This window comes from Rhodococcus sp. 05-2254-2, assembly GCF_002259095.1.
Taxonomy (GTDB): domain Bacteria; phylum Actinomycetota; class Actinomycetes; order Mycobacteriales; family Mycobacteriaceae; genus Rhodococcoides.
This window is the reverse complement of record NZ_NOZJ01000004.1, coordinates 96,693-108,520: the sequence shown is the minus strand read 5'-3', so window position 1 is coordinate 108,520 and position 11,828 is coordinate 96,693. Positions and strand designations below refer to the sequence as shown.

Here is an 11,828-nt window from a genome sequence, read left to right as displayed (position 1 = left end):
GCATCTGGAGGACAACGCCTTCAGATCACGCGCACACAGGGGAATAGTAAACACAGGCGATCACGCCCGTCACCCAGGAGACTGCAGTCACAGGACGAGCTGAACGACCAGCAAAGCGGAGGTTTCTCAGCGACGAACGGGAAACTGCGGGTTCTCCGGCTCTTCGACGGCCTCGGCGCAGCGGTGAACGAAATCGCTCAGCTCGGCGCGGACTTCTGGAGCCAGAAGATCCAACGGTGCCTCGGTGCCGCGAAACTCCGCGAACGCCGAGGTGTAGGCGTCCACACTGTCAGAGATGACAGCGTGCAGCGAGGTGGACCTGTTCAGATGGACGCGGGCGATCACGTCGATGCGATCTGCGAGGAAATCGTGAAACGTGTTCTGCCCCATGGATACGTCACGTCCGTTCTGCGACACAGTTGTCATTGCGCAATGATACGAACAAAACCGACCGACCGCAGAGTGAGCGTCAGCGCTACTAGTACGCGCCGTCACTCTTGAGGACGGCGACTGCGGTCTTGGCGATGATGAGCAGATCCCCTGTCATGGACCAGTTCTCGACGTACGAGAGATCGAGGCGCACGCTCTCCTCCCACGACAGATCCGATCGACCACTCACCTGCCACAGCCCGGTGATACCGGGTTTGACGAGAAGTCTACGACGCACTTCACCGTCGTACGTTTCCACTTCGCGGCGCAGCGGCGGCCGCGGACCCACCACGCTCATCTCACGCTTGAGCACGTTGACGAACTGCGGCAGCTCGTCGAGGCTGAACTTACGCATCACTCTGCCCACCCGGGTGACCCGTGGGTCGTCGCGCATCTTGAACAGCACCCCGCCCGCCCCTTCGTTGAGGGCGGCCAGTTCTTGCACTCGCTTGTCTGCGTCTTGGACCATGCTGCGAAACTTGATCATCTGGAAAGGCTTGCCGTCGATGCCCATTCGCTCGGACTTGTAGAAGATCGAGCCCTTGCTGGTGAGCTTGATGATCACGGCGAGAGTGATCAGAACCGGCGAAATCAACAACAGAATCGAGGCGGCGAACAGGAAGTCGAACGCTGTCTTGCTGAATCGCTTTGCGCCGTTGTACTGCGGCTTCTCCACGTGGATGAGCGGGAAGTTCGCGACCGGACGCATCACCAGACGCGGACCTGCCACGTCCACCACTCCCGGCGACACCACGAGGTCGACCTTCTTCTTCTCGAGGTCCCACACCATCTTTCGCAGTCCGTGATGTCCGATGTGCTCGGTGGCCGTCACAGCGACCGTATCTGCGCCGGAGGTCTCGATGGCCTCGACGACACTGTGTTCATCCCCGAGTACCGGAATCTCGACGCCGTCGATGGTGAACGACGAGTCGTTGCCGGGCTCGTAGTTGGGCAGGCAGATACCAACCACGCTGTAGCCGGCTTCGGGGGAACGCTCGAACGAGGTGGCCATGGCCAGAGCCGAACTACGACTGCCCACGATGAGCACCGAGGTTTGGTATCCGCCACGAGCACGTTTGCGCGACACGATCTTTCGCCATACCCATCGACTCAACAGAAGTCCGACCAGCCCGACGGGCAGTGCGATCGCGAGATACAGACGGGCGATGTCCAAGCGGAACAACAGGGAAAGGATTGCGATGGTGCCGAAGAGCCGGAACGTGGCCGACACGATGCGGCGGTACTCCTCGGATCCGTTGCCGATCACCCGCGGAGAACGAGTTCGGAAGATGGCGAGAAACGTCAGCCACAGAATGGCGAGTATCCCGGATATTCCGAAGTAGCCGACGATGGACCACGGTTCACGAAAGTCGACGTCGCCGAAGCGGATGATCTGCGCCACCGTCACCGCACCGAGAACGACCACCGTGTCCGTGACACGCAGGCCCTCGGTGTAATGCGTTTCCCATTCACGACGCGACGTCACCCTGCGCAACCGTCGAGCGTCACGCCGCGAGACAACCGAACTCTGCGCTTCCAGATCGCTGACTGACACTGATTTCCCCTCGGTACGTACGCATTGTCGAACCCTTGCGTGATCGACACAGCTCCGTGCCACCCCGTCGTGCAGATTATCTTGTCGTACTTGTCGTGTCACTTGCTGACGGTGGTTTGAGCGCCATGAACCCGCAGGTCGTTACATGTTTCCACTGCATTAATCGCACGCATCCACAGCGTTGCCGACTTCTCCCCGTGGCCCCCACCCCGGACTTTCCCGACCACCAATTAGCGCGACATCCACGCCCTGTGTCAAGCATTGTCGGTCGAACGTCGGACGCTCGGAGACATCTCGGCGAAGGCCTTCCACATCCGGCGTCCCAGCTCCCGTTGCCCCTCGCCGTTGTAGTGAATCTTCTCGGTCTCGCTGTTGTAGAGCCCCCTCGGACCCGGCACGTACGCCACTCCGGCCCTACGTCGAGGCGTATCGGCGTGCACCGCATCGATGACGGCGTAGTTCGCATCCCCTGATTCGATCTCGTCCGGCACCATCTGACCGAGGACGAACGGAACGTCGCCGAACTCACCGCGCAGCGTGTCGATCAGGCTGTCGAGCTTCTGTGCGTACACCGGCCCTGTCAGCAGCGGCACATCGCTCTCCCCTTGGTGCCACAGCACCGCCGCGAGCTCGTTGCCGGGCTTGGTCGCCAGTCCTGTTCGGATGCGTTGCATCGCACCCCAGAACAGATTCACTCGCGCCCCGGTGTCGGCCGGATCCCAGGAGATACCGTGAATCCGTGCGAAGCCCGAATCACCGCGCGCATACGGAACCAGCAACACCGGCCTACCCGTCGCATCGGCGAGATGCGCGGCGAACGTCGGGCCGAATCCGACTGCCGTGGAGGGCACCTCGTGAAACAGTGGATTGCTGCCCGCCACGATGGTGTTCTTCGATCGTCCCGATGCCGCCCACTGATGCACCCGTGGACGCGGCGCATCGAGACCCGACCGATCCAACCCACGGCCCGCACCGTGCGCATTGGACTGTCCCAGCACCGCGACCACCAGATACGGCTCGTCGATCGCCTCCACTGCGATGCCGCGTCCGAGACGCTTCTTCACGACGTCCTTGGCCCGTACCTTCGCGTTCTGACCGAACCCCATGACGCTCCCCCTGTTCACGTGCAATCGTTCTGAGCCGGTGCCCCCGCGAATCGATCGGCCAACCACTGATTGACGGCGTCGCCGTTGACATCCCCATGGCCGCGTCCGGCCTGCCGGTCGATCGTGATGACATCGCCCAGTCGGCATGCCGATCGCAGTGCCGCATCGGTCCACGCCACGTCGATGTAGGTATCGGCATCTCCGTAGGCCACCAACATCGGTGCCGACACCGGCCCCGTCGGCAGTGCCATCCGCGTCAGCTCGTCACGCAGCGCCGCGGCAGCCGCCGGGGACTTCGGCGCAAAGTCTTTGTCGCCGAGCCTCTTCGCCGCCTCGGTGCGCGCACCCGCCTTGTCCGGCGTGCATTGGGTGAGAGTGTCCCAGTCCTGCTCAGCATTACCGCTGCGGTAGTCGTCGAGATCGACGGTATCGTCACGCCGAGCGAGTGATTCGAGTATCCACTGCAGCACCGGTCCCTGATCCTCGGTCAACGTGCCCGCCGCAGCCTTGTCCACCAGACCCACCATGTTCGCCGTGGGTGCCAGAGCCACGGCACCGACCAGATTCAGCTCCGGTGCATAGGAATCGGCGAGTTCGTTCACGGCCCAGGCAGCACCGCCGCCCTGGGAACCGCCGAACGCAGCCCAGTCGGTACCCACGTCGGGAAAGACCGTGCGCAATGCTCGCACGGCATCGATGACGTCGTAGCCGGCGGTGATGTTGTCCAGGTAGGCATGGTTGCCCGGATGTCCGAGGCCCTCGTAGTCGGTGATGGCGACCGCGAATCCGGCTGCGGTGTAACCCTGTACGAGCGCCGACGCGCCCAGTAGCGACGCGGACCTCGACGGCGCGCACGCCTGCTCGATCCCCGTGGTGCCGTGGGCGTAGGAGATGACGGGCCAGCCACCCTCGGGCGCATCACCGGACGGGGTGAACACCGTGCCCGATACCTCGCGCTCACCCACCCCTGGTTGCACCGAGCGGTACACCACCTTCGCCGCCTCGATACCCGACATCCGGACCGGCAGCGGCAGATTCGGCATCGTTTCGGCACTGACGATGGAGCCGCTACCGGTACCTGGATTCGCGATGTCCATCGGCTCCGGATCGGAACCACGCACCGCCGCTGCTACGGCCCCCTGCGCCTGCACACCGAGCGGCACCACAACCGCGCATCCTGCGAGCAGAGGAAGGAGCATCAGCGGAGCGACGAGCCTACGGACGGTGTGCATGAATCTATTTGCTCGCCTTGAATCTACGCGCGTACGTCAACGACGGCTTCTCGATGAAGCGGTACGTCACCGCCCCGAACGCGATGCTCACCGCGCTCACCAACACGAAGTTCCGCAGTAGCCCCAACGGGCTGTCGCCTGCCATCCATCCGAAGCGCCCCAGCATGATCAGGATGGGAAAGTGCCACAGGTAGACGCTGAGCGAGATCATGCCCACGTAGCTCAGCGGTGCCCAATCGGCCCGTTCGGCGAGCTTCGACCGCTCACCGCGTGCCAGCGGCACGATGATGAACAGAATGAGCAGTGCCGATCCGAAGGACACGGTGGATGTCTGCCAACGCGAGTTGTCGTCGATCAGCATCAGTGAGATCACCGCCGTCGGAATCATTGCGATTCCCGTCCACCACCGCATGCGGGTGACCATGGTGCCCTTGAACATTCCGTTGTCGATCGCGACGAACACGACCGCCGCCAGCATCCCGTAGGTGAAATTGTCTGCCAACGACCAGAAGCTGCGGCTGAGCACCGCGATCTCGTTGGGTCCCCATTCCAGCAGTTTCGGATCGGTGATGCCCGACGGCCCCACGCGCGAGGCGGTGTAGAGCTTTCCGGTGATCCCGATGACGAACATGATCACCACCGGAATCAACGCCAGTACCGGTGCCGAGATTGACGTGCGCTTGCGCAGGAAGAACGCGATGCTCGTCAGCAGCGGCAGTGCGATGTAGAACGCGAACTCCAGCGACAGCGACCACGAGGGGTTGATGCCGGTCTGGATCATGCTCGGAATGTAGGTGTGCACCAACGTCAGATTGGCCACCAGCGTGAGCGGATCGGTGAGGATGCCCAGGCCGTTGTCGATGAAATGCTGTTCGGCCACCGCAGCGTTCTCCACGAACACCGCACGCATCACGTAGTTGGCGAACAAGAAGATGAACAGGTACGCCGGAAACACTCGCAGCAGCCGGTGCATCGCGTAGCTGACGTTGTTCGGCATCGGTTTGCCGGCGAACAGCTTTCGTACCATCGGGAGGAAGATCAGGAAACCCGAGAGCGCGAAGAAGAAGATCAACCCCTGCCCGAGTACCCCGAGCTTGTAGGTCAGGACGGTCTGCGGCGAGTAGTGACCGCCGACGTGCACGGCGAGCACGCACAGGCAGGCGAATCCGCGAGGGCCGTCGAGCCCGACGAGGCGGGCAGGGCGCTTGGTACCGGTATCGGCGACCGCGGTTGCGGCGGTCGCGGTGCTGTCGGGAGTGGCGGTCATGGGTACCTTCTGGAGGTCATGGCGCAGGAGGCGGGCAGAAGCTGATGGCCTCGGTGCCGGCGAACCGGTCTTCGAGCCATCCGAACGCAGCAGCACCGTCGATGTCTGCGTGACCGGAATTCGGTTGGAGTACAGATTGAATCGTGTCCCCGGCGGCGCAGCCGGCCGCGATGGCGGTCTCGGTCCACGCCTGCGAGATCAAGGTGTCCTTGCCGCCGTAGAGAACCAGCATCGGTGCGGCGGCCGGAGACATCGGCAAGCTCATCTCGCGCAGGTACTCCGCGAGCTTCTCCGTCGCCTCGGGGGTTGCCGGACGCAGATCGTCGTCGCTGATCTGCGCCGCCAACGACGTGCGGTCGGCAGCGAGAACGCCGCCGCACGCCGAGAGCTCGTCCCACTTCTCGGCGACGATGCCCCTGCGATAGTCGTCGAGGTCCAGCTCGGGATGCGACTGGGCCAGGCCCACCAGAACCCACTGCAGCAGCGGCTTCTGATCGTCGGTGAGGGTGCCGTTCGCGGCGGCCTCCGCGAGACCGACCATATCGGCGGCCGGTACCAAACTGACCGAGCCGACCAGGTCGAGGCCCTCGCCGTAGCTGCCCGCGAGTTCGTTTGCAGCCCAGGATGCTTGACCGCCCTGAGACCCGCCGAACGCCGCCCACTTGGTGGACGCCTCGGGTATCAGCTTGCGGGCGGCACGCACCGAATCGATGAGGTTGTTGCCGACGGTACGAGCGTCGAGATAGGGATGATAAGAGCCCTCCAGGCCCAGTCCCTGATAGTCCGACACCGTGACGACGTTCCCGGCGCGCACCAGCGCTGCGACGATCTGCGAGCTGCCGAGCAGCTCGGGATCCGTCGACGGTGCACAGTCCTCGAGCACGCCGGTGGTGCCGTGGCCGTACGCGATTATCGGCCAACCACCCTCGGGCGGTGTGCCTTCCGGCGCGAAGATCGTGCCCGAGACGCGCTGCGGTGAACCGTCGACGCCGGAGGTGGACGAGTAGACCACCCGCGCGGCCACCGAGGACACCGCACTGACCCGACGATCGATGGTCAGGAGTTGCTGCGCACTCTCGAGCGAACCGGGGCCCGCCTCACCGTAATCGGCGTCCAGCGTCGCACCGAACGCAGCGGACTCCGATACCGAGTACGGATCGGAGGGAGGTTCGTCGGAGGAACATCCCGACGTCACCAGGATCAAGGCCAGTGCGCAGGCACCGCTCGCTCGTCTTGCTCGGCTCGTTCTCGACAGTGTCATCGGCCCCCCTCTGCAGCAGGCGTCCGCTGGGCAGCGGTCGCCTGCTTCACGATGTTCTCCACTTGATCGCGATGGTCGATCGAGTCGCGTGCAATTCCGAATGCCAGAACCAGCACACTGCTCAGGATCGTGCCCATCACTCCCCCCAGAATCATGTTGCTCATCGGCGTCGGTGTGGTGACCTGATCAGGAGTGGTGGCCGCGTCGACGAGCGTCACCTCCGACACCGCTCCATTGGCACCCAGGTCGATCTCACCGACGAGCTTGATGAGCTGCACCGCAACCTCATTGGCAATGTCACGTGCCTGCTCGGCGTCGGAATTGACCACCGAGATCTCGATCAACGCCGAGCCCGGAGTGGGCACCACCGTGATGTCGTTCTTCAGCGCCTCCGGTTCGAGCGGCAACCCCTGCGAGGCGATGACGCGTCGTAGTACCTGTTCGCCGGTGGCCAACTGAACATATGTCTCGACGCGAACCAGCGACCCGCGATTGCCGTCGAGCGAATTCTTGGGCGAGGTGGGACCGGGAGCGGTGACGAACACCCGAGACGCTGCGGTGTACGTCGGCTCGACCAACTGCGTCGCCAACCAGCCAGCACCCGCCGACAGTATCGCGGCGGCCAGAATCAATGCCCAGCCGGACAACAGAATACGGCCGTAGTCCTTGAGGGTCGGCACACCCGTGGGGGCAATCATCGATTCAGCTCGCACGTGTTCACCGGGCGCTGGCCGGCGAACATGCCCTTGACCCACGGAACCGACCGACTGCTGTCCAGATTTCCGTGCCCCTCGCCCTGATGAAGCTCGTACTCGACGAGGTCACCCGACGCGCATGCGCGCTGCAACGCCTTCTCGGTCCACGGTTCGAGAATCAGATCGTCCTCGCTGCCGTACATCACCAACAGAGGTGTCGTCGAACGCTGCTGCGGCAGAGCCATATCCGCCAGGTAGCCGCGCAGGCGATCGGTCGCCTCGACACTGACGGGCGTCAGGTCTGCAGCCTGCAGACCTGCCAACAGCCCCGGCACGTCGTCGGACTTCGGCGGCACGCATTCCATGAAGTCGTTCCACCGCTCCCGCGCCAACCCGGATCGGTAATCGTCGAGGTTCATCTCGGGATGGCTGATCGCCAGAGTGTGCAAGGCGTACATCAGCAGCGGGTACTGGGCCCGCGTCAGAGTCTGATTCGCGGCCGCATCGGCCAAGCCGGACATGTCCGAGACCGGCACCATCGCCGCGGTACCCACCAGCTCGAGCCCGCCCCCGTACTCGGCGTTGCGGTCGCTGGCCGCCCAGGCTGCCATGCCGCCGAGCGAGACCCCGTAGGCGGCCCACCGCGAACTGAGAGTGGGCACGAAGTTCCTGGCTGCACGGACCGCGTCGATCATGTTGTAGCCGAACGTCTTCGAGTCCAGGTACGGGTGATACGACCCACCGAGCCCGAGCCCCTGATAGTCGGTCATGGCCACGGCGAAACCGTTGAGCACCAGTGCCGCCACGATGGGGGCACTACCGAGCAGGTTGGCGTACCTCGACGGCCCACACGCCTCGAGCACACCCGTCGTACCGTGCCCGTAGGACACCACCGGCCAACCACCCTCGGGCGCAGTGCCACCCGGGATCACCACGGTGCCCGAGACTTCCGTCGGCTCCCCGGTGACACCCGACGTCGATCGGTACACCACCCGCGTCGCGGTGGCACCCAACTCGGTGATGTCTGCTGCGATGTCCTCGATCGGCTCGGCCGAGATCAACGAACCCGGCCCGGTACCACCGAAATCGGACGGTGGCAGCGGCTCCGACGTCGCCGGAGCGGCCGTGACGGGAGCGGTCTGCGCACCGGGCGGCAGCACGATCGGAGCCTGCTGAGAGCAGGAGATCGACACCCCTGCTGCACACAGCACGGCACCGACTCGGACCGTCCACCTCCCTGACATCGAAGCTATCCTCTGCTCGCCGAGGACGTCGCAGAGTCGTTGTTCGCCGGCCTCGGCCGGACCGCGGCGTGGGCGGGTCCGGACGGGGCGTGCGTGGTCGGCACAGTGGAAGTGTCTGCAGCAGCGGTTGTTTCACTGGAACCCTCGCTTGCCGCGGAACTGCCACCGCGGAGGCGTCGGGCCGCGGGTTCGAAGGTGGTCACCACGCCCAGCACGGTGCCGCCGACGCCGTCGAGCGCCTTGATCGCACGCCGCAACTTGTCGCGTGTGGTGCGGCCGGTGCGGGCGAGAAGCACTGTGCCGTCGGACAATGCAGTGAGGATTGCGCCGTCGGTGACATCGAGCAGAGGCGGGGTGTCGACGATGACGTAGCGGTAGTCACCGCGCAGCGCCGTCAGCAGTTCCTGAGTGCGGTCCGATCCGAGCAACTCACTCGGGTTCGGCGGCACCGGCCCTGCAGGAAGCACCGACACACCGTCGAACACGTCATCCTGGATGGCATCCTCCACGCTGTGCTCACCGGAGAGAACGGTGGACAGGCCGCTGTACTGGTCGATACCCAAGCGGGTGCCCAGGGCCGAGCTACGCAGGTCGCCACCGACGAGCAGCACGGAATGCCCGGCCTCGGCCAGAACGGCGGCGAGATCGATGGCGGTACTGGTACGACCTTCACCCGACGCAGCGCTCGTGATGGTGATGATGCGTGGCGGCGATCCACCGCCGAGGAAGCGAATGTTGGTGCGCAGGACGCGCAGTGGCTCGCCCATCGTCGCCATCGACGCCACCGGCACCGTGGGACGCGTCGCATCCACCGGGAGGCCACCGAGCACGACGCGGCCCGAGACGTCCTCGGCGCGTGGACGATCGCGAATCGAGCGATCCATCAGACCACGGAGCAACGCGAGGGCGAGGCCGACCACGAAGCCGACAGCGCCGCCGAGAACAAGAGCCGTCACCAGACCCATGCCGATCGGTGCCGTCGGAACGTCACCCTGATCGACGATGGTGGCACCGGCCGCGGGGTTTCCGCCGCGCTGGGAGGTTTCGAGTTCCTGCACCACCTGCGTCAGCTGGCCGGCGACCGCGTTGGTCAACGCCTGGGCGACCGCGGGATCGGCGTCGGTGGCACACAGATCGAGCAACACCGTCTTCTCGATCGGCGTCGCGGTGATCCTGGACCGCAGTTCCGCCGCGGACTGCTGCAGCTGCAACTGATCGACGGCTCGCTGCGCAACTTGGGTACTGGTGGCCAACCCGGCGTACGAGGACACGCGTTCCTGCGAGAACAGATTGTTCTGGTATGCCTCACCGACCGAACTGCCACCTTCGGTGGTGACGAACAGACGGGCACACGCTTGGTACTGAGGCGTCGTGAAGAACGTGTAGGCAAAACCCCCGGCGACGCCGATGACCGTCGCCAGCGCGACGATCCACCAACCCGCTCGAAGGATCCGCCAATACTCTCGAATCTCCACGAGTGCTCCTATCGAATAACCGTCGGTCAAGGGGAAACAATAAAGCGCAGCGAAGGATTCGGCACGGCGTAGATGTTGCGAGTACATGAAAGCGTGACAACATCAGAACCCATGAGCATCACGCAGCGGGTCGGATGGGTCGCCATCGTGGCAATCCCCGTACTCGTTACATTCGCGATGATCGTCGGCGGAACTCCGGCGAAATTGGGTGCATTCGCTCTCGTCGCACTTGCAGTGGGAGCGTACATAGGCCTACGTCATCCGCTGTATCTGACTCGCGCTCTTGCCTTTTCGCTGGGCGCCCTCCCCTTCGGTTACGTTCCCGGCACACCCGTGCCGTTGGTCTTCACGTTCGCCCTCGCGACGATCTTCGCCACTGTGATTCACCGCACAGCAGTGAGCCGCATCACATGGCCCGAAACGACCGTCATAACGCTGATCGTCCTGTCCGCACTGTCGGTCGTCGTCATGGCAACCGGACTCGGCGATTTCTTCGAATTCGGTAAATGGCTGATCTCGACGCTCGTGGTGGTGTGCCTGTTGCGAATGCCGCGGGACGAAATGGCGATGTTCGGCCGGATCTACGTCTACGCGGCATCCGGGGCCGCCGCTTTCGCATTGCTGATCTTCGTCGGTGATCCCGCAGGCAAACTCATTCGCTACCTCTCGATTCTCGGATACGGCACCGAGGAGGAGAGCACGCGGTTCGTCTACAGCCCCACCGGAGCTACCTCGGTTCGCCTGGCAGGGACGTACATCGACCCCAACGCCGCCGGAATCGGCTTCGTCCTCGCGCTGATGCTGTGCATCCTGTTGCTGCGCGGCTACCTGCGTACCGCCCTCGCAGCCCTGCTGTTCCTGTCGATCGTGCTGACGCTGTCGCGAGCGGCTCTGTTCTCGGTGGTGTTCGGCGTAGTACTGATGTTCGCGTTCCAACAACTGCGGACCAGGGAACGCCTGGCCATCGTCGGCGCATTCGTCGCGGCCTTCATCGGAGCGCTCGCAGTACCCAGTGTGCGCAGCCGCGTCTTCTCGTCCTTCGGCAACGAAGACGCAGGCTCGAGCGCACGCGGCGATGCCCTCGCCGAATTCCCCGGCCACATGCAAGGCCATTGGCTGTTCGGCCTCGGTTGGGGACGGCCGGAATTCGTCGATCCGGCGACTGCATTCGAGGTGAACTTCGTCGCCAACTCGCCGCTGCTCACCGTCTACCGCGGCGGGATATTCACCGGCCTCGCCTTCACCGCAATTCTCGTTGCCGGTGCCGTTGTGGGCTACCGAATGCTGCGATCGGGACGCTGGGAACTGGGCTTCTACGGCGGCACATTCATCGGCTTCTCAGTGGTCGCGCTGCAACTCGACTTCCCCGTCGTCAGCAATCCTTCCACGACGACGGCATTTTCCGTGATGCTCGCATTCGTCGTCTACGCGTGGGAAAAAGCGACGGAAACCAAGCCCGACGGCGACAACATCGAGAGTACGAAAACGAAAAACTTGCTTTCGGCCGGAGGTACTCGACCAGCAGTTTCATAATTATCGGTCCGCTTTTTGTGATTTGCACAAA

General features: G+C 64.0%; 10 protein-coding genes. 1 reads left to right on the top strand and 9 read right to left on the bottom strand.

Annotated features, from left to right (window positions below):
• Positions 1-126: 126 nt before the first annotated feature.
• The 9 genes from CH283_RS06580 to CH283_RS06540 form a co-directional block, all read right to left on the bottom strand.
• Positions 127-426, bottom strand: a complete 300-nt coding sequence (locus CH283_RS06580) for a hypothetical protein (protein ID WP_094640667.1) — start codon at positions 424-426, stop codon at positions 127-129.
• Between the two features lie 52 nt (positions 427-478).
• Complete coding sequence (locus tag CH283_RS06575) at positions 479-1,984, bottom strand: sugar transferase (protein ID WP_373557652.1); 1,506 nt, start codon at positions 1,982-1,984, stop codon at positions 479-481.
• Between the two features lie 254 nt (positions 1,985-2,238).
• Positions 2,239-3,108 (bottom strand): sialate O-acetylesterase, encoded by an 870-nt coding sequence (locus CH283_RS06570; protein ID WP_255183113.1) that lies wholly within the window; start codon positions 3,106-3,108, stop codon positions 2,239-2,241.
• The gene (locus CH283_RS06565) at positions 3,105-4,322 is read right to left on the bottom strand and encodes a lipase family protein (protein WP_094640665.1); all 1,218 of its coding nucleotides are present in this window, start codon (positions 4,320-4,322) and stop codon (positions 3,105-3,107) included. The genes CH283_RS06570 and CH283_RS06565 overlap by 4 nt, the downstream gene beginning before the upstream one ends.
• 4 nt (positions 4,323-4,326) lie before the next feature.
• Entirely contained in the window at positions 4,327-5,589 is a 1,263-nt protein-coding gene (locus CH283_RS06560) for an acyltransferase family protein (protein WP_094640664.1), read from the bottom strand.
• Positions 5,590-5,605: 16 nt separating this feature from the next.
• Positions 5,606-6,850 carry a lipase family protein gene (locus CH283_RS06555; RefSeq protein WP_094640663.1) on the bottom strand — a complete coding sequence of 415 codons (1,245 nt, stop codon included), beginning with the start codon at positions 6,848-6,850 and terminating at the stop codon, positions 5,606-5,608.
• Positions 6,847-7,548 (bottom strand): YveK family protein, encoded by a 702-nt coding sequence (locus CH283_RS06550; RefSeq protein WP_094640662.1) that lies wholly within the window; start codon positions 7,546-7,548, stop codon positions 6,847-6,849. Before CH283_RS06550 ends, CH283_RS06555 begins: the two co-directional genes overlap by 4 nt.
• On the bottom strand, positions 7,545-8,789 hold the full coding sequence (locus CH283_RS06545; RefSeq protein WP_094640661.1) for an alpha/beta hydrolase family protein: 1,245 nt from the start codon (positions 8,787-8,789) through the stop codon (positions 7,545-7,547). Before CH283_RS06545 ends, CH283_RS06550 begins: the two co-directional genes overlap by 4 nt.
• Before the next feature lie 5 nt (positions 8,790-8,794).
• A complete protein-coding gene (locus tag CH283_RS06540) occupies positions 8,795-10,264 on the bottom strand; it encodes a polysaccharide biosynthesis tyrosine autokinase (protein WP_094640660.1) in 1,470 nt (489 codons plus the stop codon).
• 111 nt (positions 10,265-10,375) lie between these two features.
• Between CH283_RS06540 and CH283_RS06535 the strand changes: the two genes are divergently transcribed.
• Positions 10,376-11,797, top strand: coding sequence for an O-antigen ligase family protein (locus tag CH283_RS06535; protein ID WP_255183112.1), 1,422 nt, complete (start codon positions 10,376-10,378; stop codon positions 11,795-11,797).
• The last annotated feature ends 31 nt before the right edge of the window (positions 11,798-11,828 follow it).